22 protein-coding genes and 1 pseudogene are annotated in these 23,581 nt (G+C 71.5%); 18 read left to right on the forward strand and 5 right to left on the reverse strand.

What is annotated here, in order from left to right:
* The first annotated feature begins 17 nt into the window (after positions 1-17).
* Positions 18-764, forward strand: a complete 747-nt coding sequence (locus EIZ44_RS00250) for an FHA domain-containing protein (protein ID WP_134661787.1) — start codon at positions 18-20, stop codon at positions 762-764.
* Positions 765-1,246: 482 nt separating this feature from the next.
* Positions 1,247-1,882 (forward strand): GTP cyclohydrolase II, encoded by a 636-nt coding sequence (locus EIZ44_RS00255; protein ID WP_134661786.1) that lies wholly within the window; start codon positions 1,247-1,249, stop codon positions 1,880-1,882.
* Here EIZ44_RS00255 and EIZ44_RS00260 read toward each other — a convergent pair.
* The gene (locus EIZ44_RS00260; protein WP_134661785.1) at positions 1,866-4,955 is read right to left on the reverse strand and encodes a discoidin domain-containing protein; all 3,090 of its coding nucleotides are present in this window, start codon (positions 4,953-4,955) and stop codon (positions 1,866-1,868) included. The genes EIZ44_RS00255 and EIZ44_RS00260 overlap by 17 nt on opposite strands.
* Before the next feature lie 186 nt (positions 4,956-5,141).
* On the opposite strand from EIZ44_RS00260, the gene EIZ44_RS00265 reads away from it, so the two are divergent.
* The 11 genes and pseudogenes from EIZ44_RS00265 (at position 5,142) to EIZ44_RS00315 (ending at position 16,036) form a co-directional block, all read left to right on the forward strand.
* A complete protein-coding gene (locus tag EIZ44_RS00265) occupies positions 5,142-5,906 on the forward strand; it encodes a sulfite exporter TauE/SafE family protein (protein WP_134727332.1) in 765 nt (254 codons plus the stop codon).
* 238 nt (positions 5,907-6,144) lie between these two features.
* Positions 6,145-6,495: a hypothetical protein gene (locus EIZ44_RS00270; protein WP_134661783.1), complete on the forward strand. Its 351-nt coding sequence runs from the start codon at positions 6,145-6,147 to the stop codon at positions 6,493-6,495.
* Positions 6,496-6,689: 194 nt separating this feature from the next.
* Positions 6,690-8,942: a xanthine dehydrogenase family protein molybdopterin-binding subunit gene (locus EIZ44_RS00275; protein ID WP_134661782.1), complete on the forward strand. Its 2,253-nt coding sequence runs from the start codon at positions 6,690-6,692 to the stop codon at positions 8,940-8,942.
* A gap of 1 nt (position 8,943) precedes the next feature.
* Positions 8,944-9,411, forward strand: a complete 468-nt coding sequence (locus tag EIZ44_RS00280) for a (2Fe-2S)-binding protein (RefSeq protein ID WP_037811353.1) — start codon at positions 8,944-8,946, stop codon at positions 9,409-9,411.
* Entirely contained in the window at positions 9,408-10,223 is an 816-nt protein-coding gene (locus EIZ44_RS00285) for an FAD binding domain-containing protein (protein ID WP_037811355.1), read from the forward strand. The genes EIZ44_RS00280 and EIZ44_RS00285 overlap by 4 nt, the downstream gene beginning before the upstream one ends.
* A gap of 128 nt (positions 10,224-10,351) precedes the next feature.
* Positions 10,352-11,038, forward strand: coding sequence for a flavin reductase family protein (locus EIZ44_RS00290; RefSeq protein ID WP_037811602.1), 687 nt, complete (start codon positions 10,352-10,354; stop codon positions 11,036-11,038).
* Between the two features lie 372 nt (positions 11,039-11,410).
* Positions 11,411-12,262, forward strand: a complete 852-nt coding sequence (locus tag EIZ44_RS00295) for an ESX secretion-associated protein EspG (RefSeq protein WP_134727333.1) — start codon at positions 11,411-11,413, stop codon at positions 12,260-12,262.
* 50 nt (positions 12,263-12,312) lie between these two features.
* Entirely contained in the window at positions 12,313-12,747 is a 435-nt protein-coding gene (locus tag EIZ44_RS00300; RefSeq protein WP_037811359.1) for a hypothetical protein, read from the forward strand.
* 11 nt (positions 12,748-12,758) lie between these two features.
* Complete coding sequence (locus EIZ44_RS00305) at positions 12,759-14,819, forward strand: PPE domain-containing protein (protein ID WP_134727334.1); 2,061 nt, start codon at positions 12,759-12,761, stop codon at positions 14,817-14,819.
* Positions 14,820-14,826: 7 nt separating this feature from the next.
* Positions 14,827-15,126: pseudogene (locus EIZ44_RS46060) on the forward strand (type VII secretion target); the annotation flags it as partial.
* Positions 15,127-15,451: 325 nt separating this feature from the next.
* Positions 15,452-16,036, forward strand: a complete 585-nt coding sequence (locus EIZ44_RS00315; RefSeq protein ID WP_037811364.1) for a YbaB/EbfC family nucleoid-associated protein — start codon at positions 15,452-15,454, stop codon at positions 16,034-16,036.
* Between the two features lie 130 nt (positions 16,037-16,166).
* Here the strand turns inward: EIZ44_RS00315 and EIZ44_RS00320 are convergent, their stop codons facing one another.
* A complete protein-coding gene (locus EIZ44_RS00320; RefSeq protein ID WP_134727336.1) occupies positions 16,167-16,409 on the reverse strand; it encodes a hypothetical protein in 243 nt (80 codons plus the stop codon).
* 73 nt (positions 16,410-16,482) lie between these two features.
* Entirely contained in the window at positions 16,483-16,824 is a 342-nt protein-coding gene (locus EIZ44_RS00325; protein ID WP_037811366.1) for an MmcQ/YjbR family DNA-binding protein, read from the reverse strand.
* A gap of 89 nt (positions 16,825-16,913) precedes the next feature.
* On the opposite strand from EIZ44_RS00325, the gene ligD reads away from it, so the two are divergent.
* Positions 16,914-17,903: a non-homologous end-joining DNA ligase gene (gene ligD, locus EIZ44_RS00330; protein WP_134727337.1), complete on the forward strand. Its 990-nt coding sequence runs from the start codon at positions 16,914-16,916 to the stop codon at positions 17,901-17,903.
* A 3-nt stretch (positions 17,904-17,906) separates the two neighbouring features.
* Here the strand turns inward: ligD and EIZ44_RS00335 are convergent, their stop codons facing one another.
* Positions 17,907-18,500 (reverse strand): TetR/AcrR family transcriptional regulator, encoded by a 594-nt coding sequence (locus EIZ44_RS00335; RefSeq protein WP_134727551.1) that lies wholly within the window; start codon positions 18,498-18,500, stop codon positions 17,907-17,909.
* Positions 18,501-18,629: 129 nt separating this feature from the next.
* Here EIZ44_RS00335 and EIZ44_RS00340 point away from each other — a divergent pair, with 129 nt between their 5' ends.
* From EIZ44_RS00340 to EIZ44_RS00360, 4 genes are all read left to right on the forward strand, one after another.
* Positions 18,630-19,532: an alpha/beta hydrolase family protein gene (locus tag EIZ44_RS00340; RefSeq protein WP_134727338.1), complete on the forward strand. Its 903-nt coding sequence runs from the start codon at positions 18,630-18,632 to the stop codon at positions 19,530-19,532.
* A 14-nt stretch (positions 19,533-19,546) separates the two neighbouring features.
* Positions 19,547-20,416, forward strand: a complete 870-nt coding sequence (locus tag EIZ44_RS00345; RefSeq protein WP_134727339.1) for an LLM class flavin-dependent oxidoreductase — start codon at positions 19,547-19,549, stop codon at positions 20,414-20,416.
* A gap of 151 nt (positions 20,417-20,567) precedes the next feature.
* Entirely contained in the window at positions 20,568-20,891 is a 324-nt protein-coding gene (locus tag EIZ44_RS00355; protein WP_134727340.1) for a cupin domain-containing protein, read from the forward strand.
* A 79-nt stretch (positions 20,892-20,970) separates the two neighbouring features.
* On the forward strand, positions 20,971-22,269 hold the full coding sequence (locus EIZ44_RS00360) for an MFS transporter (protein ID WP_134727341.1): 1,299 nt from the start codon (positions 20,971-20,973) through the stop codon (positions 22,267-22,269).
* On the opposite strand, the gene EIZ44_RS00365 is transcribed toward EIZ44_RS00360, so the two are convergent.
* Positions 22,256-23,446 (reverse strand): SGNH/GDSL hydrolase family protein, encoded by a 1,191-nt coding sequence (locus tag EIZ44_RS00365; RefSeq protein ID WP_037811603.1) that lies wholly within the window; start codon positions 23,444-23,446, stop codon positions 22,256-22,258. The genes EIZ44_RS00360 and EIZ44_RS00365 overlap by 14 nt on opposite strands.
* Positions 23,447-23,581 lie beyond the last annotated feature (135 nt).

Raw genomic sequence — 23,581 nt, forward strand, 5'->3', positions numbered from 1 at the left:
CTCCGCAGGGGGTGTCCGTGGCAGGGGAGGCGATGCGGACGCTGCCCGCGGGACACCCGAGCCTCGCGCTCGGGTTCGCGTCGCCGCCGGGCACGCTGGTGGTGCTGGGACGCGCGGGGGGAGTCCTGGTGCCGCCGGCGGCGCGGGGGCCGGTCACGTTCGGGCGGAACACCGCCGAGGTGACGGTGCCGCTCGGCGAGGACGACCGCCGGGTCAGCCGCCGCCACGGCGTGCTGGAGCGGCACGCGGGCCGGTGGTGGGTGCGGGCGACCGGCAAGGTGCCGCTGCGGCTGCCGCGGTCGCGGCTGGTGTTCGCCGGGGCCGCGCCGGTTCCGCTGCCGCCCGGCTATCTCCCGGTGTACGCGCGCGGTTCGGGGGACCGCGAGCACGTGCTGGAGATCCGGATCGCCGACGGGACGCCGTCGCCGGTCCCGGCCGGGCGGCTGCGGCCGGACGAACGGCTCGTGCTCGCGATGGTGGCGCGCGGGTTCCTGCGGCGGGAGGAACGGCCGCGCCCGGTGCCGGTCCCGCTGGCCGCGAGCCGGTTGTCCGCGCTGGATCCGGACGGCGGATGGACCTCGGAAACAGTGGCGGGGGTGCTGGATTCGGTGCGGTTCCGGTTCCGGCCGGGCTCGCCGGACGAGGATCTGGTGGCGGCGCTCGTTTCGGCCGCGGTGCTGGTGCCGCCGGACCTGGCGTTGCTGTCGCCCGAGCTGCCGCCGGTGGGGGAGGAAGGGTGGATGCCGTCCACGTGGGGGAGTTAGCCGGTCGTCCGGCCCGGCGGAGCGGAGTACGCTTGCCGCGGCCGCGATCCCGGTGCGGCCCAGATGGGCGATCGGGCGCCGGACACCGGGAGTTTCCGCCGCCCGCGCCCGTACCAGGCGATGTCGCTCCCGGATGGGCGGGGGAGCCGCAGAGGTCCGTGAGGGGAACCCTCACGGAATCAGATTCCGTGAGGGTTCCCCTCACGGACAGCTCGGTCGGGGTGCGGGCGGGGCAGGTTCGCGGGGGCGATGCCTGCGAAGCGATGCGGATCATCGGCCGTCGGCGCTGCCCTCGCCGCTGAGAAACCTCATCGGGCGGAAGCCAGCCATCCGGGGAACGAGCCGTGCGGGATCGGCGGCGAACAATTCCCGGCGTCCGGCCATGCCCGCGAGCCGACGTGACCTTGGCCGCAGTCCGGGACCGCGTTTCTGTCGGTGGTTCTGAGTAGGGTCGGAGTCACCGAGGGGAGAGGAGTTGCCCGATGACGACAGTCCCGCAGGTGCGCACGCGAGTACGGATCCCGTTGCGGTTCGGCGAAGGGCCCGCGGTCGAGTCCGAGGCGGTCACGTTCACCGGGCTGTCCGACGGGCTCGAGCATCTTGCCTTCGTGCTGGGGAAACCCGGTCCGGTGCCGTTGGTGCGGCTGCATTCGGAATGCCTCACCGGCGACGTCTTCGGATCCGCGCGCTGCGATTGCGGCCCGCAGCTGGCGGAGTCGGTCGCGCGGATTTCCGAGGCGGGCGGGTACCTGCTCTACTTGCGCCAGGAGGGTCGCGGGATCGGGCTGTACAACAAGCTCGACGCGTACGCGCTGCAGGATTCGGGACTGGACACCTACGCGGCGAATTCCGCGCTCGGCCTGCCGGAAGACGCCCGCGACTACACCGCGGCCGCGCAAATGCTCAGCCTGTTCGGCGTTCAGCAGCTCGATCTGCTGTCGAACAACCCGGACAAGGCGGCTCAGCTGGCGCGCCACGGCATCGACGTGCGAGAACGGGTCCGCACCGGGGTTTTCGCGAACGAGAACAACGTCCGGTACCTGCGCGCGAAAGCCGAGCAGACCGGGCACACGCTCGCGTTGCCGTTCGAGGACTGGCCGGCTAGTTCGGCGGTGTGAGGGCGGAGATCCGGGTGAGGCCGGCGTCGCCGCGTCGCCAGTCGAGGGTGCGGAGGGCCAGGTAGCGCACTGGCTGGGCGAGCGCGACGGAGGCGGTGCGTTTTCGGTCCGGGCGGGCAGCTTCGGCGTAGGCGAGGCCGTCGGTGCTGGTCTCGACCACGGTGGCAGGCACCCGTCCCGCGGTCCAGGCGAGTTCGACGGTCGCGATCTGCAGCGGTGCGGCTAGGTCCACCACCATCCGGCCGCCAGAGCCGGGTTGCCAGGCTGTCGCCGGGTTGTCGTCGACAGCGGCGTCTGGGCTGGTCATCCCGGGCGGCAGCGGTTCGGCGGGGAAGGTCACGGCCCCGAGCGCGCGGTCGTTCAGCGGGTACGGCCGGATCTCGGCGAAGACGACCGGCACGGTGCGGCGCGGCGGCAGCGTGACGGTGCGCGGACGGCCGCCGGTCGGGGTCACGGTCATCACCGCCGGGAGCAGCCCGGGCGGCGCGGTCAGGTCGACTCGGCTGGCGTCGTGCACTACCGCGGTCAGGCCGGGCGGGACGGCGCTGCCGGACCTGCCGCGCACGGTGAATCGGGGCGGTTCGATCCGGCCTTCGGCGGGAGCCAGTTCGTAGCTGAACGAACTGCCGGACGCGGTGACCTTTTGCGTGCCGCGGTAGAGGAGCAGGGCGGTGCGATCCTGGGGCAGGGAAGCGGTTCCGGTCGCGGCGCGGGCGGAAAGGTTGGCCAGCACCAGGAAATCGTCCGTGACGCTCGCGTGGACTCCGGAGGCGGTGGCGCGAGCGCGGCGGGCGAGCTTCGGCAGGTCCGCGCGGCCGGGGTACAGCTCGGCCAGCAGCGGCGCGGGCGCACCGGCGGACAGCGTGACGTGGTCGTTTGTGACAGTGAGCGGATTCGGGCTGGTGACGACGATTCCGGCCCGGCCGTCGATGTCGAGCCAGCCGCCGGTGCTGTGCAGTGCGGGCTTCGGATAGGTCGCGACAGGCGTCCAGGCGACGCCGTCGGGCGATGTTTCGATCCGGTACTTCCGCCCGGCTGCGGCCTCCCAGCTCAGCCGGACCCGGTCAACCCGTTGTGCCGCACCGAGATCGACGGCAAGCCAGCTGTCCGCGCGTGGACGGTCCGATGTAGACACTGCCCATCGCGTAGCCGAATTGCCGTCGGTGGCGTACTTGGCCTCCTTGCCGGGCGCGGCCGACGACGCGGACGGGGTTCCGGCCAGGGCGAGATCAGGGCCGTCGCCGTCGTGGACTTCGAATGACCAAAGCGAATAGCCGTACTGCGGATCCGGCTGCACGCCGAGCATCCGCACATGCCGCGCCGTCACTGGCGGGAAGGTCAGGTCGTCGGCGCGCGCGCCGGTCGGCCCGGACTGTGCGGGGAGCGTCACCGAGCCCTCGGCGGCGGTGTAGGTGCGGTCGCCGTCGAGGCCGGGAACGCCTGGCATGGCTAGGTTGTAGACGTTGAGCACGCCTTCGTCCGACACGACGCCGGTGCTGGCGTAGACCGCGGCGCCGGTGGGGAGGGTGGCGAGTGCGGCGTACCCGGTGTCGAACCGCAGCACGCCGAGAGTGCCGTCGAATCCGTCGCGGACCTTGCGGTATGTCGTGGCGTGGCGTTCGCGCACAGCGATGTTCGTGGCGGGCAGCAGCATCGGGTTGGCGCCGCCGAGAACGAACAGCCAGTCGTCGTGGTTCGGCTGCCAGGCGAATTTCACGAAGCCGGGTTTGGTGACGGTCGCGGCCCATGCGGCGGGGGAGCGCTGCGCCAGGAGACCCGGCCCGGTCCCGAAATCGGCGGCGCGAGCGGCGTGGGCGTCGAATTCGTCCTTGCGTACCGCGTTGACCGGGCCGCCGTGCCCGGCGCGCCATTCGTGCAGCAGGTAGCTGATGGCGAGTTCGGCGCGGGCCTCCGGTTCGTACTTGGGTTCGCCGGAGAACTTCGTGATCCGGTCGACCGGCGGGTACGCCTGGTACGGCTCCAGCCGCGCGGCCAGCTGGGCCTCGGCGTAGGCGGCGTGCCGGTCGCCGAGGACCTGCGCGCGGAAAGCCAGCGGGATGACGTCCCGGCCGTAGAGGTGTTCGCGGTCGGCGACCATCGGCATCAGCGGTTCGCCCGCGTCGCTGGTCATCAGGAGCATGGTGCGCCACAGCAGTTCGCCGTTCGGCTGCGCGGTGAGCACCTCGGGCAGCGGGACTCCGGCAGTGAGGAAGTGCATCGCGTTGCGGCCGGACGTGCGCCAGAGTTCTTCCTGGTAGTGCGGGCCGAACGAGCCGTGGTTCTCGACGAGGAACGTGTCGTACAGGTTGGTCGCGGTGTTGGCGCTGACCGGCTTTCCGTCGACGAGCCGGGGGTTCGCCAGATCCGCCGCGGGCAGGCCGCCTTCGTTGCGGCTCCAAGAACCGAAAGCCGCGCGCCATTCGGGGGCGCGCGGATCGTCCGGCGCCCAGGCGAGCGCGGGGGCGAGCGACTGCGCGTAGACGCCCATCTCTTCCAGCTTGGTGTCGCCGACGTAGCCGCCGCGCAGGCCGTTGGGCGTCCAGTCGCCGGAGGCGGGGTCGTTGCCGGTGCCGAGGCCGGCCGTGTAGGCGGCCTGTTCGGTGGCGATGCGCTCGACGTTCCGTTGCGTCGCCGCGTCGAGCTCTGTCCACAAGAGACGCGCGGCGAGCTGGAAGTAGGACTGGAAGGTGGTGTCGAAGAACAGTTTCCGGCCCCACTCGGTGCCGCCGGTGAGCCGGTTCGACGCGGCGAAGTGCTTGATGGTGGCGAGGGTGTGCGCGCGGAGAGTTTCGCGGTCGACTCCGGCGACGGCCGGGTCGTAGCCGTCGCGGGTCAGCAGGAGCGCGTTGCCGAGGACGACCGCGAAGGTGAAGTCGCGAGCCGGGTAGATCCCGGCGGCGCGGTCGAACTGCTGCTCGGCCCAGCGGGTGTGCCGGAGCAGGACCCGCAGGTAGGTCGCGGCGACGGGATCCGGAGCGGGCCGGGACGCCGCTCGCGCTGTTCCCGAGGCCAGGAGGACCACGGCTCCGGCGCCCGCGAAACCGAGCGCCTGCCGCCGGGTGAACCCGTCCATCCCGCGTCCTCCCGAACCGTTGACAACCTTGTCAGCGCGGATTCTCTGCGGCGGCCGGGCGACCGGGCAACCCTCCCGGCCGATCCCGTCCGGTTTCGGACAATGTCGTATAACGCCCTATACATCGCGCCGATGCGCGTCGGCCCGGCTGGCGGGCGCCTGGAGACGGCATGTTGAGATGACAACGTGATCACTGGCCCCGGCGGATTCCTGCTCCTCGTGCTGGCCGGGGTCGGTGCCGGGCTGACCGGCGCGACCGCGGGCCTGGCGTCGCTGGTGTCGTACCCGGCTCTGCTCGCCGCCGGACTGCCGCCGGTCGTCGCCAACATGACCAACACCGTCGCGATGCTGGGCACGACCGCCGGGGCGGCGGTCGGCGCGCGTCCGGAGTTGAAGGGACAAGGCCGCCGGCTGCTGCCGTTGTGCCTGATCACCACTGCAGGCGGGGCGTGCGGCGGGCTGGTGCTGCTGGTCAGCTCGCCGGACGCGTTCACCGTCGTCGTGCCGTGGCTGATCGGCGGCGCGTCGGTCGTGCTGATGGCCGGTCCGCGGCTGCGACGCATGGCCGAGCACAGCGAGCACCGGGGAATCGGCCCGCTCACCGGGATCGCCGCGTTCCTGGTCGGGGTGTACGGCGGCTATTTCGGAGCCGCGGCCGGGGTGCTGATGCTCGCGCTGCTGACGACGGTGTGGAGCCAGTCGCTGGCCCGCACGAACGCGGCGAAGAACATCGCGACCGGCACCGCGAACCTGATCGCCGCGCTGGTGTTCGCCTTCACCGGAAAGGTCTTCTGGCCCGCGGCGATCGCGGTGTGCCTCGGCTCGGTCGCGGGTTCGTGGCTGGGCTCGGTCCTGGTGCGCTACCTGCCCGCGACCCCGCTGCGCATCGCGATCGGACTGGGCGGGCTTACTTTGGCGGTGGTGCTGGGTTGGCAGGCTTACTCGGGCTGAGCAACAGGCGGATGTCCGGCCGCGACTGCGGGGACAAGACGGAGGGGTGCCGAAATGACTCAGCCAATCGAGTTTGACTACGTCCCCGCCGCCAGAGCACTCCGGCTGCTCCAGCGCGCACACGATCGGTGGCGGGAAGATCTCGCTGCGTTCGACGGCAAACGTTTCGAGGACGGGCTGACCCGCGAGGAGGCGGGACTCCTCCTTCACGGCGGAGCCGTGGAGGCGCTCGTTTTGGGTGCGGGGCCTGTCCGATTGGCGCGACACCATGCCGGGCTACAGCGCTGGGCATATGGCCGGGGCCCGCTATGCGGTGAACCGGTCGATCCACCAGCTGGTCGATTTCACGGAGGTGGCTGGTGCGATGCGCTTCCCGTTGCGGCCTGGCAAGAGCGGCATCTTCACCACGTTCGCAGAGGTCCGTTGGGCAGGGGAGCAGTTCCTGCCTCCTGAGGACAGTGAACTGCGCGGCCAGCTCCCGCTGCGCAGAGCCTATTTGGAGCACCTCGCCGGTCAGAACATCGCGGGCACGCTGAAGTCGCTCCGGACCTGGTTCGAGGAGCGACTCCCAGCGGCGGACCCGCGGTGACGCGGAAGTCGCTTGCCGCGCCCCGGTGATCACCGAACTGCCTCAGCCGCCGACCCGGTCCGGCCCGTGCGCTATCTTCCGCCACGCCGCCGCAGACTCTCCCGCACCGCGGTTTCGGCGTGGCAGACCCGTTCGGGCTGACGCGGGGCGGCACATGCGGGCATAGTCGGCGGGGTACCCGAGCAGGAGGACAGATGAGCATTGTCGGCACCCGGGTGGTGCGCGTCGAAGACGAGAAGCTGATCACCGCGGGCGGAACGTACGTCGACGACCTCAAGGAAGAAGCGCTGGACGGCGCCGTGCACGCGGTCTTCGTGCGCAGCCCGATCGCGCACGCGCGGATCGTCGGCATCGACGTCGAGGAAGCACGCACCGCACCGGGCGTGGTCGGGGTCTACACCGCGGCCGATCTCGATCTCGGACCGGGCAAGGCCGGGCCCGTCGCCGAGCCGTACCTGGCGAAGGACGTCGTGCGGTACGTCGGCGAGGCGGTCGCGCTGGTGCTCACCGAGGAGCGGTACCAGCTCGCCGACGCCGCCGAACTGGTCGATGTGGACTACGACCCGCTGGACGCGGTCGCGGACTTCGACACCGCGCTCGCCGACGAGACGCTGGTGTTCCCGGACCACGGCACCAACGTGGTCCACACGAACGGCCCGGAGGAGTTCGACGATTCGGCGTTCGAGGGCTGCGAAGTCGTCGTCACCGAGGAAATCCTCAACCAGCGCGTGGCCCCGGCCCCGGTCGAGCCGCGCGGGGCGGCGGTCGCGTGGGGCGAGGACGGGCGGGTCACGCTGTGGCTGTCCACGCAGAACGCGCAGATCGGCCGGAGCATGGTGGCCGGCGGGCTCGGCGTCGGCGAGGACCTGGTGCGCGTGATCACGCCGGACGTCGGCGGCGGGTTCGGCGCGAAGATCGGCGCGGATCCGGAAGCGGTGCTGCTCGCCTGGGCGGCCAAGCAGGCCGGACGCGCGGTGCGGTGGGCCGAATCGCGCAGCGAGAACCTCACCTCGATGACGCACGGCCGCGCGCAGCGCAACACCGTCACCATCGGCGGCAAACGCGACGGAACCGTGCTGGCGTACCGGCTCGACGTCCTCCAGGACACCGGTGCGTACCCGCGGGCGCTGTTCCTGCCGGCGCTCACCGAGATGATGGCCCCGGGCGTCTACCGGTTCCCGGTCGTGCAGACGCGCAGCCGCGGCGTGGTCACCACGACCACGCCGATCGCGGCCTACCGCGGCGCGGGCCGTCCGGAAGCGACGGCGGCGGTCGAGCGCGCGATCGACCTGTTCGCCGCGGAAATCGGCATGGACCCGGCCGACGTGCGGCGGGTCAACTTCATCCGTCCCGAGGAATTCCCTTACCAGACACCGACTGGCGGCTCCTACGACACCGGCGAGTACGCCGCGGCGCTCGACAAGGTGCTCGACGCGGCGGGATACGCGCAGCTGCGGGAGGAACAGCAGAAGCGCCGGGCCGCCGGGGATCCGGTGGCGCTGGGGCTCGGCATCGCCGCGTACGTGGAGATCACCGGCGGCGACGCGTCGGGCGAGAGCGGCCGGGTCGACGTGCACCCGGACGGTTCGGTCACCGCGTGGACCGGCAGTTCCCCGCACGGGCAGGGGCTCGGGACGTCGCTGGGGATGCTGCTGTCGGACCAGCTGGGCGTGCCGCTGGACAAGATCACCGTCCGGCACGGCGACACCGACGAGGTCCCGCGCGCGATCGGCACGTTCGGTTCGCGGTCGCTGCAGCTCGGCGGTTCGGCGATCCGGCAGGCGGCCGAGGAGGTCGTGGCGCAGGCCCGCCAGGTCGCGGCCGAACTGCTCGAAGCCGCGCCGGACGACCTGGAGCTGGACGCCGAACGCGGCGTGTGGCAGGTCCGCGGCGCGCCGTCCAGCACGACGCTCGACTGGGCGCGCGTCGCCGCCGAGGCCGACGGGTTCACCGCGGACGTCTGGTTCGGCGACGGCGCGCCGACGTTCCCGTTCGGCGCGCACCTCGCGGTCGTCGAGGTCGACACCGAGACCGGCAAGGTCGAGGTCCGCCGGCTGGTCGCGCTCGACGACGCGGGCCCGATCGTGAACCCGCTGACCTTCCGCGGCCAGCGGCACGGCGGGCTCGGCCAGGGCATCGCGCAGGCGCTGCTCGAGGTGATGAGCTACGACGCGGACGGCAACCCGACGACGGCGACGCTGGCCGACTACTCGTTCGTCACCGCGCCCGAGCTGCCCGATTTCGAACTGGTGGACATGGAGACGCCGACGACCCGGAACCTGCTGGGGGTCAAGGGGATCGGCGAGGCGGCGACCATCGGGTCGACGCCCGCGGTGCACAACGCGGTGGTGGACGCGCTCGCCCACCTCGGCGTGGCGCACCTGGACATGCCGACCACCCCGCTGCGGGTGTGGACGGCCCTGAACGACGCTAGGAAGGCGAACTGACGTGCGGGTCTCGATCGAGGTGAACGGGAAGACGGTCGAGCAGGAGGTGCCGGACCGCACCCTGCTCGTGCACTACCTGCGGGACACCGCGGGCCTCACCGGCACGAACATCGGCTGCGACACCACGTCCTGCGGGGCGTGCACGGTGCTGCTCGACGGCGAATCGGTGAAGTCCTGCACGGTGCTGGCCGCGCAGGCGGACGGGCACGAAGTGACCACTGTGGAGGGTCTCGCCGGGGACGAGGGGCTGCACCCGGTGCAGCGCGCGTTCCGCGAGCAGCACGGCCTGCAGTGCGGGTTCTGCACGCCCGGCATGATGATGGCGACCGTGTCGCTGCTGAAGGAAAACCCGAAGCCGACGCGCGACGAGGCCCGCGCGGCGCTGGAGGGCAACCTCTGCCGCTGCACCGGCTACCACAACATCGTGAGCGCCGTGATCGACGCGTCCGGACAGGAGGTGGCGCAGTGATCCCGGCCGGGTTCGCCTACCGGCGCGCGTCCACTGTGGACGAGGCGCTCGCACTGCTCGCCGAGCACGGCGAGGACGCGAAACTGCTCGCGGGCGGGCATTCGCTGCTGCCGCTGATGAAACTCCGGTTCGCCGCGCCGGAGGTCGTGGTGGACATCGCGCCGCTGCGGGAGCTGAAGTTCGTCCGGACCGACGGCGACGAGGTGGTGATCGGGGCGCTGTCCCGGTACCACGATCTCGAGCACGACCCGGTGCTCGCCGAGCACGCGCCGCTGATCGCGCACGTGTCCGGTTCGGTCGGCGACCCGCAGGTGCGCCATCGCGGGACGATCGGCGGGTCGCTGGTGCACGCCGACTCGGCGGCCGACCTGCCCGCGGCGGTGCTCGCGGCGGACGGCACGCTCGTCGCGCGCGGACCGCGGGGGGAGCGGCGGATCCCGGCCGCGGAGTTCTTCCTCGGGCCGTTCACCACGCCGCTGGAGCCGGACGAACTGCTCACCGAGATCCGGCTGCCGAGCCAGGCCGGGCTGGGCTGGGGCTTCGAGAAGTTCACCCGCCGGGCCATCGACTGGGCGATCGTCGGCGTCGCGGTCGCCGGGCGTTCGGTCGGCCTGATCAACATGGGCGGCACGCCGCTGCGGGCGTCGGCGACCGAACGCGCGCTGGCCGACGGGGCGACCGCGGCGGAGGCGGCGAAACTGGCCGCGGAGGACACCTCGCCGCCGGACGAACCGCACGCCACGGCCGAGTACCGCCGGCACCTCGCGCGCGTCCTCACCGGCCGCGCTCTCGCTGCCGCCGGAATCGCCTGACCGTCCGTGAAGGACTCCTTGCGGGAATCTGATTCCCCCAAGGAGTCCTTCACGGCTTTTCCGGGCCGGGAAAGCGACGGCTGATTTCCGCCAGCGACGGACCGGCGGCGGTGGCCAGACTGGGCGCTGTGAACACGACTTTTCCCGCGCACACAGCGATCGAGCCCGGCATCCTCTACTTCGGCACCCCGGTGGTGCTGCTCTCGACGTCCAATGAGGACGGTTCGGCCAACCTGGCCCCGATGTCGTCGGCGTTCTGGCTCGGCTGGCGCGCGATGCTCGGCCTCGGCGCCCGCTCGAAGACCACGCTCAACCTCCTGCGCACGCGCGAATGCGTGCTGAACCTGCCGTCCTCGGCGATGGCCGCCGCGGTGGACCGGCTGGCGCTGACCACCGGGTCCGATCCGGTGCCGCCGCGCAAGGAAGAGCGCGGCTACTTCCACGTCGCGGACAAGTTCGGCCGCGCGGGGCTCACGCCGGTGCCGTCCGAGACGGTCGCGCCGCCGCGGGTCGCCGAGTGCCCGGTCGCGATGGAAGCGGTGCTGGAATCCGTGCACCCGTTCGCCGAGGACGACGAGGCGCAGCGCGGCGGCATCGTCGGGCTGGAAGTGCGCGTGCAGCGGGTGTTCGTGCACGACGACATCCGCACGCCGGGCACCGACGACCACGTCGACCCGGACGCGTGGCGGCCGCTGATCATGAGCTTCCAGAAGCTGTACGGACTGGGGCCGCAAGTGCACGAGTCGACGCTCGCGCGCATCCCGGAGCGGATGTACCGCTCGCCGGACATCGAACGGGCGCGCGGAGTCTCCTGACCCCGTGTCCACTGTGGAGCGACGGCCCGGCGAAACGAGGGCGAAGAACAGGCGAACAACTCGGTAAAACCGGGCACCGCAAGGGGCCGCCGCGATCCGCGGCGGCCTTTTGTCAGCTTTCTCGCATCAAGGAATTTCCGCCGCTTCCGGGTCGCGCGTCAAGCGGCGCGCGTGGCGAAACCGCAGGTCGTGTCTCTTCGGACATGGCCCTCGGTACATTGGGGCAGCCGTCCCCGTGGTGATCACCGCCCCCTGCCGGACTGATAGTCTTTCCCCATTGCGAATCCCAGGCACGGCAACGCAATTCGGCGTCACTCGCAAGGGTGCCGGAGCGGCCGTGCCCGACCCGGCTGTGGGAAGGATGCCCTCGGGATGGCGGACAGGTTCGAGTTCGTTCTCGACGTCGTCGAAGCTTTGGTGATCGGGGAGGCGACCGGCGGGAACATCCGCCAGTTCCCGCTGCGGATCGGTACCGTGCCCGCGGAACCGGACCGGTACGTCCAGGTCGCGAAGGTGGTCAACGACGCGATCGAGGCGCGCAGGCTCTCCAGCGGAGACGAGCTGAGCCCCTACGTGCGCACCGCCTTCGACCTGCTCGCGAAGCCGCGGGTGTCGGTCGCGGTCAGCGGGATCGACGGGCTCGGCGCGGACATCGCGGTGGTCGCGCTCACCGACGGCAGGCAGGCGCTCGGGATCACCCAGGACCCGAAGACCGACGAGCTGCTGTTCTCCCTCTTCGACGACGAGGAGCTCGTCGAGGTGATCGCCGGCGTGCTGCCCCAGGCGCGCCCGGCGAGCACCGGCGCGCACACGATCCGCCAGGCGGCCTCGCAGGAGGTCTCCGCGATGACCGCGCGCCGGCGGGCCGAGGCGGCCGAGGACGAGGAAGAGACCGACGCGTTCGGGATGATCGAGGTCAGCGGGCGCGTGCAGCCGCGCCGCCCGGACCCGCGGGTCTCCCGCACCGCCCCCGGCGGGGTCGAGGTGCTCGAACGCGTGCTGGCGCAGCCGCGGCTCGGCGGCGGGCACATCGCGGTGAGCGGCTGGGGCCGCCACGGCGAGCGGCGCGGCGGCGCCCCGATCGGGTGGCTCGACACCGCCGACGGCCGCTACCTGATCAAGTCGGCCGTCAGCGAGGCGGGCGACCTGACCGCGGAGTACGTGCCCGCCGGGAGCCGCGAGCTCAAGCGCGCCGTGCAGCAGGCGGTTTCCGAGGTTTACTGATCATTCCCCCCTTGCAAGCGGCGACAGTTCACGAGGAGAACGAGGTCCCGATGACCGACGAGGCACCGATGGCGATGGAAGCGAGGACGGCCCCCGTGGCCCCGGTGGGCTTCTCGCTGCCCGCGCGCCAGCTGAAGACGCTGGCCGAGCGCGGATCGTTCGCGGTGGACGACAGCACCGGCGACAAGATGATCGCCGCGCTCCAGGGCGTGCTCGACGCGCTCGAGGCGCACGTGCACCTGATCGAGAAGATCGCCGGGGTCCCGGCGATGTCGAAGAGCCCGGCGGGGATGTTCGTCAGCAAGCACATGGCCGAGACCGCGCGCGACCAGCAGGGCCTGGTCACCCAGCTGCAGGCGGCGCACCGGGAGTTCCCGACCTACGTCGAGGCGATCAAGCTCGCGAAGAAGAACTACAAGGAGCGGGAGCACAGCTCGCGGGAGGCCTTCGAGCGCATCCACCGCACCGTCGAGGAACAGGGCTGAAGGGAAGACCAGTGGCCGACAAGAAAGCACCGACCGCCGAGTCGGTCTCCGATCCGTCCTCGACGGACTACGACCCGGGCAACACCGCGCTCTACAACCCGACGCTGGACCCGTCGTCGAAGTACTACATCGGCCCGGTCCGCCCGGACGACGTGGCCTCGGGCGACCAGCTGCGCGAGGACGCGACGACCAAGATCGACGCCATTTTCAACGGCTGGCTGCTGCCGAACGTCCAGGGCAAGGCGCGCGACCAGCTGATCCAGGCGATGTACCAGCGGAACCTGGAAGAATCGAAGAAACATCTCGGCAAAGACCTCGAGATGCGCGATCCGGGCGCCGCGCCGAGCACCGACTGGAAGAACGCGACGCACGAGCAGATGATCCAGGCCATCACCACGGACGCGGACCCGGCCGCGGTGGCCGAGTCGTCGGAGGCGTGGGTGAGCCTCGGCAACGAACTGGCGACGCACCAGAAGAACCTCGGCGACGCGATCAACGCGAGCACCTCGAACTGGAAGGGCGACGCCGGCGACGCGGCGCGCGTGCACCTCGCGAACGTGGGCAAGTGGCTCGGCACCACCGCGCAGGGCGCGACGCTCACCGGGCGCCAGCAGGAGGTGCACTCGCAGGCGCTCAACGAGACGCAGAAGGCGATGAACGCCAACCCGCCGGTGCAGTTCTCGGCGCAGGACGCGAACAAGGTCCTGATGACGATCAAGGACCCGACCGCGTACGTCCTGGCCTACTCCTCGGCGATGAAGACCTTCACCGACCAGCAGGCCGCCCGCGAGCAGGCCGCGCAGATCATGACGCGGTACGACCAGACCATCGGCGGCGCGGTGGCGACGCCGCGGTTCGCCGAACCGCCGAAGCTGCCCGCCGAGACGGAGCGGTTTCGGCCCACGATCCAGGGCACCCCGATGAAGCCCGGCGGGGGCGCGGGCGCTCCGGGCGGGATGCGGGTCGGCCCGGACGGGCGTCCGATCGGCCCGGACGGCAACCCGATCGGCCCGCCCGGGACCACGGTCGGCCCGAACGGGCAGCTCATCGGACCGGACGGGCGCCCGCTGGGCCCCGACGGCAAGCCGATCGGCCCGGCGGGGACCACAGTGGGCCCGAACGGGCAGCCGATCGGTCCCGACGGACGGCCGATCGGACCGGACGGCAAGCCGTACGGCGGCGGAAGCGGCGGCCCGGGCAGCGTCACCGGCGGACCCGGCGGGCAGCAGCCCGAGCACAGGTTCGACCCGGCGTCGCTGAAGATCCCGGAGGGCGGCCCCGGCGGCGGAAGCCCGGGCGGCGGCGGCCCCGGCGGGTCGTTCCCGCCGATCCCGGGTTCGGGCGACCCCGGTTCGACGAAGGCGCAGGGCTTCACCCCGCCGAACATCCCGCCCATCCCGGGCGGCGGCGGGCCCGGCGGCTCGACCTTCACCCCGCCGAACATCCCGCCGATCCCCGGCGGCGGCAACCCGGGCGGCGGCCCGGCCTTCACCCAGCCGCCCATCCCGACCATGCCGACCGTGCCGACCGGCAAGGACGGCGACCCGTACAAGTCGAACCCGTACAAGCCGCAGCCGTTCAAGCCCTCGATCCCCGAGGGCCCCGGCGGGATCAAGCCGTTCAACCCCGGCAAGATCGGCCCGGACGGCAAACCGCTGTTCCCGGGCGGCGGCACCGGGCCGAGCGGGGAGAAGCTCGGCGGCATCGGCAAGGTCGGCGGCGTCAACGGCGAGAGCATCAGCAGCAGGCTCGGCGGCGGCGCGGGCGGGCTCGGCGGCGCGAAGGGCGGCCCGGGCTCCGGAGGCGCGTTCAGCGGCGCGGGCGGTTCCGGCCCGGCCGAGGAGGGCGTCGCCGGGCGCGGCGGTTCCGGTTCGGGAGCCGCGGGCGGCAAGGGCGCGGCCGGCGCTCCCGGCATGGGAGCCATGGGCGGCGGCAAGGGCGGCAAGGGCCCGGAGGACAAGGAACACAAGGTCGCGAGCTTCGTCGAGGCGGACGACCCGTCGTTCTTCGCACCCGACGAGGTCGTCGCCCCGCCGGTGATCGGCGACTGGAAGAACAAGGACTGGAAGTGAGGCGGCGATGAGCGGAGGCGCACAGGGGTTCCGCGTAGAACCCGACGACCTCGTGGCGCACGCGAGCCACCTGGACGGCCTGGTGGACCGGCTGAACACCGCGGCGCAGGCGGCGGACTACGCGATGTCCGACGACGCGTACGGGCTGCTGTGCGCGTTCCTGCCGCCGATCATCAACCCGACCGGCGAGAAGGCGAAGGAAGCCATCAGCGGGGCGATCGAGGGCGTCCAGGCGACCGCGGACAACGTGCGGACGGCCGCGAAGTCCTACCAGGAGGGCGACGAAGGCCAGTCGAAGCCCTTCAAGAAGGTGGCGACCGAGGGGATGCTCAGCAAGACCGACAGCGGGGAGGTCAAGGAGCGCTTCCGGGTCGGCGGCGTGCAGGCCCCGACCGGGCAGAACGTGCCGTTCACCCGGGACGCCATGCCCGCGGAGGCGCGGTACGAGAGCGCGGAACCGTTGCAGCCGAAGGAACGGGTCGACGTCGCGCCGGACGAGACGTAACGAAACGGTGGCGCTCTCGCGGCGCGGCGGCGGGCGGGTACCGTCAACGGACGGCCCCGCCCGTCGCGGCGAGGACTAGACCCGCCCGCAGCGGCGCGGGTGACGGGATTCGAGGAGAACGAAAAGCATGACCAGCGCGGGTGGGCTGGGCGACCTGATCAGGGACCCCGACGACGCAATCCGGCGAATGGACGAATGGGCGGCCGGGTTCGCCCGCAAAGCGGAGCGCTACGCGGCGGCCCAGCAGGAAACCGAGCAGCTGCGGCTGACCGCGACGAGCCCGGACGGGACCGTCAAGGTCACCGTCGGGGCCGACGGGGTCGTGTCGGACCTGGTGTTCAGTTCCCGCACGCGCACCATCCCGCCGGAGGAGCTCTCCAGGATGGTGCTCGAGACGATGCGCAAGGCGCAGTCGGGCATCACCGACCGGGTGGCCGAGGTCATGGGCCGCAGCCTCGGCGACGAGGACCCGGACACGCGCGCCGTCATGCTCGATTCGCTCCGCAACCGCTTCCCGGACCCCGACCCGGACCCGGCCGACCAAACCGACGCCCCGGACGAGCAGCCGGAGCCGCCCGCGTCGCCGCCCCCGGCAGGCGGAGCGGCCCGTCCGCCCGCGTCGCCGCCCGCACCGGGCGGGCCCGCTGCGCCGCCGCCGGGCCGCCGTCCGGGCGGCATCGACCCGGACGAGCAGGACAACAACCCCTGGTGAGTCCTGGCGCTTAGGTGCGCAGACGTTCGTGAGGGGAACCCTCAGGGAATCAGATTCCTTCAGGGTTCCCCTCACGCACGTCAAGACCCGCGCACTGTCCTGTGTGGACTGTCCGATGTGGACGCCGAGGTCAGAGAACCTGTTTGCGGTCGGCCAGATAGCGCAGGTACAGCAGCGCCAGCACCGCGCCGCCGACCAGCGCCTTGCCCCACTCCGCCGGGTCGGCGTAGGCCGGGCCGCACGAAGGGGGCGAGTCCTGGCCCGGGACGCACTCGCGACGGGGTCCGGCGGCGAAAAGCGGCTGCCACACCAGGAACACCCCCACGGCCAGCACGCCGAACGCCACCAGCACCTGCACTGACCGCCGCGACACCGCAGACCCCCTCCGCCTGAACACGAAGAAGATCGCCGTGGCCCGGTGCCGTGTTACCGGGCATGCCGGATAGTCAGAGCTGCGGCAGCGGAACCTCGGCCGCCAGGTCCTCGGGAGCCGACAGCCGCCACGCCTCGTACACGAGTTCGGCCAGTTCGTCGGCCTCGATGCCGCTCAGTTGCACCACCACCCAGCCGAATCCGCCGGACGTGAACTGCTCCTCGAACACGTCCGGCCGTTCGGCGACGAGCGCCTGCTGTTCCGCGATGGTCTGCTTGAGCCCGACCGTGTCCGTGCGCGGCCAGTGGTAGCCGAAGCGCTTTCCGCGCACGCTGAACGACGTGTAGTCGCGGCCGCTGCCGCGTTCGACCTCGCGCAGCTTGCGGATGATCCGTTCGAAATCCTTGCTCGGCACCGGTCCCGGCCCCCTCCGTCGTGGACCCGGCCATCTTACGGCGGCGGATCCGCGCGGTTCGGCTTACGGTGGTGCGCGGAGGTGCCCGAATGTCCGAAGTGGCCGGCGGCATGCCGCCCGCGATCGAGCCGATGCTGGCGTCGCCCGACGGCGGCACGCTGCGCGACGGCCCGGCGTACGCGTACGAGTTCAAATGGGACGGTTACCGGGCGACCATGCGCGTCGCCCCGGACGGAAGCACCCTGCTGACCAGCCGCAACGACAACGACTTCACCACCAGGTTCCCGCAGCTGGCCGGCGCGCTCGGCGACGCGCTCGGGGGACGGCCCGCGGTGCTGGACGGCGAGATCGTCGCGCTCGACGAGCACGGCCGCCCCGACTTCGGGCTCCTGCAGAACCGCACCTGGCAGGCGGTCGCGTACTTCGCCTTCGACCTTCTGAGCCTCGGCGGCGAAAGCCTGCTCGACGCGCCGTACGAGGAACGCCGCGAGCGGCTCGCCGAGATCGAACCGCCGGACCGGCAGCTGGTCGCGATCACGCCCTGGTACCGGCACCGCGATCTCGCCGCCGACGGCATGACCCCGGCCGGTCTGCTGGACGTCGCGCGGAAAATGATGCTCGAAGGCTTGATGGTGAAGGCCCGCACGTCGCGGTATCACCCGGGACGGCGCAGTCCGGACTGGCTCAAGCATCCGCTGGTGCAGACGACCGAGGTGATCGTCGGCGGCTGGCGCGCGGGCCAGGGCAGGCGCGAGGGCACGATCGGCGCGCTGCTGCTGGGCGCGCACGACCCGGAGTCGGGGGAGCTGCGGTACCTGGGCGACGTCGGCACCGGCTTCACCGACGCGATGCTCAAAGACCTTCAGGCGCAGCTGGTTCCCTTGGAGCGCAAGACAAGCCCGTTCGCCGACCAGGTGCCGCGGGACCGGGCGCGCGGCGCGCACTGGCTGAACCCGGAGGTGGTCGGCGAGGTGGTGTACCGCCGCCTCACCCCGGGGGACGGGCGGTTGCGGCACACGGCGTGGCGGGGGTTGCGGCCGGAACGGCGTCCGGACGAGGTCAAGATTCCGGCACGGTAGCGGTCACCCGGCGTTGCGCAGGCCGGTGATCAACAGCCCCGCCAGCCGGCGCGCGTCGTAGCTGTCGTCGGCTTCCGCGCCGATGCACAGGTTCCCGACGCCGCGCATCAGGTGCACTGCCTCCAGGTCGGTCTGGATTTCCCCGGCCTTCGTGGCGGCGTCGAGAAGTTCGGTGCACACCGGGACCAGCCGCTCGAGGAAGTACGCATGCAGTGCCTCGAACCCGCTGTGGTCGGACTGCATGATCCCGGCCAGCCCGTGCTTCGTGATGAGGAAGTCGACGAACAGGTCGATCCACTGCGCGAGCGCGGCGTGCGGGGACGCGTTGTCCGCCAGCAGCTTCGGCCCCGCGTCGGCGCACGCTTCGACCTGGTGCCGGTAGACCGCGATGATCAGGTCCGCGCGGGTGGGGAAGTGCCGGTAGATCGTGCCCACGCCGACGCCCGCCCTGGTCGCGACGTCGCGCACCGGCGCGTCCACTCCGGACTCGACGAACACCGCCGCCGCCGCGTCGAGCAGGGTTTTCTCGTTGCGCCGGGCGTCCGCCCGTTTCGCCCGGGCCCCCGCGTTCTCGCCCACGTGCCGCTCCCTCCGCATGCCGCCGGTAGACAAGCGGAACAGTGTTCCGTATAGTTACCGGAGCAACGTTCCGTTTGCTCATGATGCCAGACCGGGCCCTCGGCCACCACACCCTTTCGTGCCCGGATGGCGAAAGAAGGTATTCCCATGTCCGCTGTACAGCTCCCGGCTCCGGCCGTCTCGGTGAAGCCGGTGCGGCTCGACGCGCCGGGCCGCGGCGAGGACCTGCTGGTGCGCGTGTCCGCCCCGGCTGCCGGGCAGGACCTGCCGGTGATCGTGTTCTCGCACGGTTTCGGCTCGTCCCTGGACGGTTACGGCCCGCTCGCCGACTACTGGGCCGCGCACGGATTCGTTGTCGTGCAACCGACTCACCTCGATTCGCGGACCCGCGCGCTGCCCGCGGACGACCCGCGCACGCCGGTCATCTGGCGGTTGCGGGTCGAGGATCTGCGGCACGTCATCGACCAGCTCGACACCGTCGAAGCGGCGCTGCCCGGGCTGGCGGGGCGGGTCGACCACAGCCGGATCGCCGTCGCCGGGCACTCCTGGGGCGCGCAGTCGGCGAGCATGCTGCTGGGCGCGCGCATCGTCGAGGCGGACGGCAGCGTCGGCGAGGATCTGTCCGATTCGCGGGTGTCTGCCGGGGTGCTGTTCGCCGTCACCGGCGTCGGCGGCGCGGACCTGTCGCCGTTCGCTGCCGAGCATTTCCCGTTCATGAGCCCGGATTTCACCGGACTGAAGGCGCCCGCGCTGATCGTCGCGGGCGACCAGGACGACTCGATGCTGTCCGTGCGCGGCCCGGACTGGTTCACCGACGCGTACCGGCTCAGCCCGGGGGAGAAGAGCCTGCTGACGCTCTTCGGCGCGGAGCACTCGCTCGGCGGCATCTCCGGCTACGAGGCCAAGGAAACCACCGACGAACACCCCGAACGCGTCGCGCTGCAACAGCGGCTGACCACGGCGTATCTCCGCAGCGCGCTCATTCCCGGCGACGACAGCTGGACCGGCGTCGAAGCCAGCCCGCTCGGCCGCGTCGAATCACACGAGTGAAAGGACTTCCCGCGATGACCACGAAGCCGCAGTTCGGCATCATGACCGCGCCGATGCAGACCAGCTACGCCGCGCTCCAGCAGGTCTGGCGTGAGGCGGACGCGATCCCGGCTATCGAGCACGCCTGGCTGTTCGACCATCTCCTGCCGATCGCCGGAGAACTGGACGGCCCGATTTTCGAAGGCTGGACGCTGCTTTCGGCGCTGGCCGCGCAGACCGAACGGCTCAGGCTCGGGCTTTTGGTGACCAGCAACCGATTCCGCCCGCCGGCGATGCTGGCGAAGATCGCCGCGACCGTCGACGTCGTGTCCGGCGGACGGCTCGACTTCGGCATCGGCGTCGGCTCCCGGCCGAGCCATCCGCTGGCTCGCCGGGAGTACGAAGCGCACGGCCTGCCGTACCTGGAAACCGGCGACGCGGTGGGCCGGTTCGCCGAGGCGTGCACCGTGATCCGGAAGCTGTGGACCGAGGACAAGCCGTTCGATTTCGCCGGCGAACACGTCCAATTGACCGGTGCGTTCGGCAACCCGAAGCCGGTGCAGCGCCCGCATCCGCCGTTCGTCATCGGCGGCCGGGCCCGTGCGACGCTGCGGGTGGTCGCCGAGCATGCCGACGTCTGGAACATCCCGGGCGGGGACATCGCGGACGCCGTCGAACGCAACGCGATGCTGAACGAGTACTGCACGGAAATCGGCCGCGACCCGGCGGAGATCACGCGCTCGATCCACCTGCCGGTGTCCTACGACGACCCCGCTCTCACCCGGGCGGCGATCGGGGAGGCGCTGGAGGCCGGGTTCAGTCACGTCGTGCTGGGGCTGTCCACGCCGTACCCGGCCGGGGTCGCGCAGTGGGTGGCGGACGAGTTGATCGCAAAGGCAGGCTAGGCGGTTTCTCAGCGGGCGGCTCGCTGGAGCCGAAGCTGCCAGCTCAGCCAGGCGGCCGTGGGCGCCGGAACGGGTTCGGGTTCGCTGCCGGCCCGGTCCGGCGTCCACGTTCCGTCCACGGGAGGAACCGAGTTTCCGCGAGAATGGCCCCATGAGCGAACCCGCACCGAAGGTGCTCGACGATCTGCTGGCCCTCGCCCCGGTCGAGGAGGGAAAACTCGGCCACCACACGGTGCTCGACGCCGACGGCGTCCGGGTCATCGTGCTCGCGTTCGAGCAGGGCCACGTCCTCAAAGAACACCGCGCACCCCGCGCGCTCCTGTTGCAGGCCCTCGACGGGCATCTCCGGCTCACCGCCGTCGGCCAGACCGTCGACCTGCGGCCGGGCGGGCTGGTGCACCTTCCGCCGTCGATGCCGCACGCGGTGGAAGCGGTCGCGGACTCGCGGTTGTCGTTGACCCTGCTTGGCGGCTGAAGCGCCCGCCTTCCGGTGGTCGACCGGAGGGGATCCGCCGTGCCAAGATGACGCGCCTGAACGAGAAGGGGGCTCGGCAGTGGTGCTTGAGCAGGAAGTGAACACGGCGGGGCGGATCCGGCGGGTGGCGCTCGCCAGCGCGATCGGGACGACCATCGAGTGGTACGACTATTTCGCCTACAGCACGGCGACCGCCCTGGTCTTCAACAAGCTGTTCTTCCCGTCGCTTTCCCCGGCGTCCGGCACGCTCGCCGCGTTCGCGACGCTCGGGGTCGGGTTCGTCGCGCGGCCGCTGGGCGGGATCGTCTGGGGCCACTTCGGCGACCGCGTGGGGCGCAAGGCGATGCTGGTCGCCTCGCTGGTGCTGATGGGGCTCGCGACCGCGGGCGTCGGCGTGTTGCCGACCTACCACCAGGCCGGCGTCATCGCGCCGGTGCTGCTCGTCGTTCTCCGGGTGCTGCAAGGGGTTTCGGCGGGCGGCGAATGGGGCGGCGCGGCGCTCATGGCGGTCGAGCACGCGCCCGAGGGCAAACGCGGCCGGTACGGGTCCTTCTCGCAGATCGGTGTCCCGGCCGGGCTGATTCTGGCGCAGCTGGTGTTCTTCGCGGTGAACAACTCGCTGTCTCCGGACGACTTCCGGTCGTGGGGCTGGCGGATCCCGTTCCTGGTCAGCCTCGTGCTGGTGGCGGTCGGGCTGGTGATCCGGCTGCGCGTGGAGGAAAGCCCGGTGTTCGCGAAGCTGCGCAGCAGCGGCGAGCGGAGCCGGCTGCCGATCGTGGAGGTGCTGCGCGCGCGGCCGAAGCAGGTGCTCGCCGCGGCGGTCAGCTTCATCGCGAACACCGCGCTGGGCTACATCTTCTTCGCTTACCTGCTGTCGTACGGCACTTCGGTGCTGAAGCTGCCCAGCACGACGATGCTGGTCGTGGTGATCGTCGGCAGCGTCGTGTGGCTGGTGAGCATCGTCGCGGCGGCGATCTGGTCGGACTCGGTCGGGCGGAAACCCGTCTACCTCGCCGGTTCCGTGCTGCTGGTCGTGTGGTCGATCCCGTTCTTCCTGCTCGTGGACACCGCACAGCCGTGGCTGCTGATCGTCGCGGTGGTGGTGCTGAACGTCGGCCTCGGCGCGACGTACGGACCGCAGTCGGCGCTGTTCTCGGAGCTGTTCGAATCCCGGTTCCGCTACAGCGGATCGTCGTTCGCCTACGCCGTGGGCGCGGTGCTGGGCGGCGGGTTCGCCCCGCTGATCGCGGCCGCGCTCCAGAGTTCGACCGGGACGTCGTTGTACGTGTCGCTCTACATGGTGGGCGTCGGCGTGCTCAGTCTCCTTGCGGTGCTGGCGTTCCCGCGCAAACCTCTGGTGCCGGTCACAGCAGAGTGAGCGGCACCGCGTCGGCCATCCGCTGGTACCCGGCGTCGTTCGGGTGCAGGTGGTCGCCGGAGTCGTAGGCGGGGAGCATCGCGAGCGGATCGGCGGGATCGCGCACGGCAGCGTCGAAGTCGACGACGCCGTCGTAGATCCCGCTGGTCCGGATGAACGCGTTCACCGCCTGCCGGGTCTTCTCCAGCGTCGGGTCGTAGATCTTCCAGCCCTTGAACGGCGTCAGCGTGCCGCCGATGACCCGGATGCCCTGCGCCTTGGCCTGCGCGACGACCTGCCGCAGCGCGGAGACGATCATCGCCGGATCGGTCTGGTGCGGGTTCTGCTGGATGTCGTTGATGCCTTCGAGCACGATCAGCGTACGGACGTCTCCGCTGGTCAGCACGTCGCCGGCGAGCCGGGAGAGGGCGTTGCGCCCCGAGGTGCCGCCGTCGAGCAGCAGCCGGTTGCCGCTGATCCCGGCGTTGAGGACGCCGAGCCGCCCGTGCAGCCGGTCGCTCAGCAGGTCCGGCCAGCGGCGGTTCGCGCCGGGCGTGGAGTGCGCGCCGTCGGTGATCGAATCGCCGAGCGTCACGACGGTGCCGCGCGCGGGCCCGCGGACGTCGACCTCGCTGACGTAGTGCCACACCGCGGTTTGCTCGGTGAAGGACGCGCCGGACTCCTCGGCCGCGAAGTCGCCGGCGCGGGTGAAGAACGACGTCTGCTGGGCGAGCGGATGGTAGGTGACCGGACCGGACGGCGTCGGCACGTACGTGGTCACGAGGAGGTCGGCGTCGGCCGGAACGCGCAGCCAGGCCGGATCGCTCAGCACCTCGGCCCCGGGCGGAACGACCACAGTGGACTGTCCGCCGAACGTCAGCGTGCGCATCGTGCCGCCGGCCGCGCGCGGACCGTCGGCGGCGACGGCGAGCGTCACGTGGCCGAAGGTGAGCGGCGCGGTGCCGAAGGCGTTGGAAAGCCTTACCCTGGCCTGATTCCCGCCGGCGCTGGTGTGCACGACGTTGCGGATCGAGTAGTTCGGATACCCCTGCGGCGTGTTCGCCACCGCGGCCGCGGGCGACGCCGCCCACGTGCCGACCCAGCCGTGCGCGGCCAGGTCGCCCTCGGCGCTGCTCGACGCGGTGACCGCGCCCAGCGTGAGCACGGCGGCCGTGCCCAGAATCAGGATCCGTTTCATGGAGACACTGTGCGCGCGCCCGCGCGCCGCGGCATCCGCGGTCCCGGTCATCGGGTCGACAGAAAACCGGACAGGTTTTGCCTCCGGACGGGGGATACGACGGTGGTGGACCAGCCGAAAGGGGTTCACCATTGA

Source organism: Amycolatopsis nivea (assembly GCF_004522235.1).
GTDB classification, from domain to species: Bacteria; Actinomycetota; Actinomycetes; order Mycobacteriales; family Pseudonocardiaceae; genus Amycolatopsis; species Amycolatopsis nivea.

Coding starts and splice junctions, on each gene's coding strand:
- ligD (WP_134727337.1), top strand. CDS start 16,914: ATGTCCGAAGTGGCCGGCGGCATGCCGCCCGCGATCGAGCCGATGCTG.
- EIZ44_RS00345 (WP_134727339.1), top strand. CDS start 19,547: ATGACCACGAAGCCGCAGTTCGGCATCATGACCGCGCCGATGCAGACC.
- EIZ44_RS00365 (WP_037811603.1), bottom strand. CDS start 23,446: ATGAAACGGATCCTGATTCTGGGCACGGCCGCCGTGCTCACGCTGGGC.
- EIZ44_RS00340 (WP_134727338.1), top strand. CDS start 18,630: ATGTCCGCTGTACAGCTCCCGGCTCCGGCCGTCTCGGTGAAGCCGGTG.
- EIZ44_RS00275 (WP_134661782.1), top strand. CDS start 6,690: ATGAGCATTGTCGGCACCCGGGTGGTGCGCGTCGAAGACGAGAAGCTG.
- EIZ44_RS00355 (WP_134727340.1), top strand. CDS start 20,568: ATGAGCGAACCCGCACCGAAGGTGCTCGACGATCTGCTGGCCCTCGCC.
- EIZ44_RS00295 (WP_134727333.1), top strand. CDS start 11,411: ATGGCGGACAGGTTCGAGTTCGTTCTCGACGTCGTCGAAGCTTTGGTG.
- EIZ44_RS00300 (WP_037811359.1), top strand. CDS start 12,313: ATGACCGACGAGGCACCGATGGCGATGGAAGCGAGGACGGCCCCCGTG.
- EIZ44_RS00335 (WP_134727551.1), bottom strand. CDS start 18,500: ATGCGGAGGGAGCGGCACGTGGGCGAGAACGCGGGGGCCCGGGCGAAA.
- EIZ44_RS00255 (WP_134661786.1), top strand. CDS start 1,247: ATGACGACAGTCCCGCAGGTGCGCACGCGAGTACGGATCCCGTTGCGG.
- EIZ44_RS00260 (WP_134661785.1), bottom strand. CDS start 4,955: ATGGACGGGTTCACCCGGCGGCAGGCGCTCGGTTTCGCGGGCGCCGGA.
- EIZ44_RS00315 (WP_037811364.1), top strand. CDS start 15,452: ATGACCAGCGCGGGTGGGCTGGGCGACCTGATCAGGGACCCCGACGAC.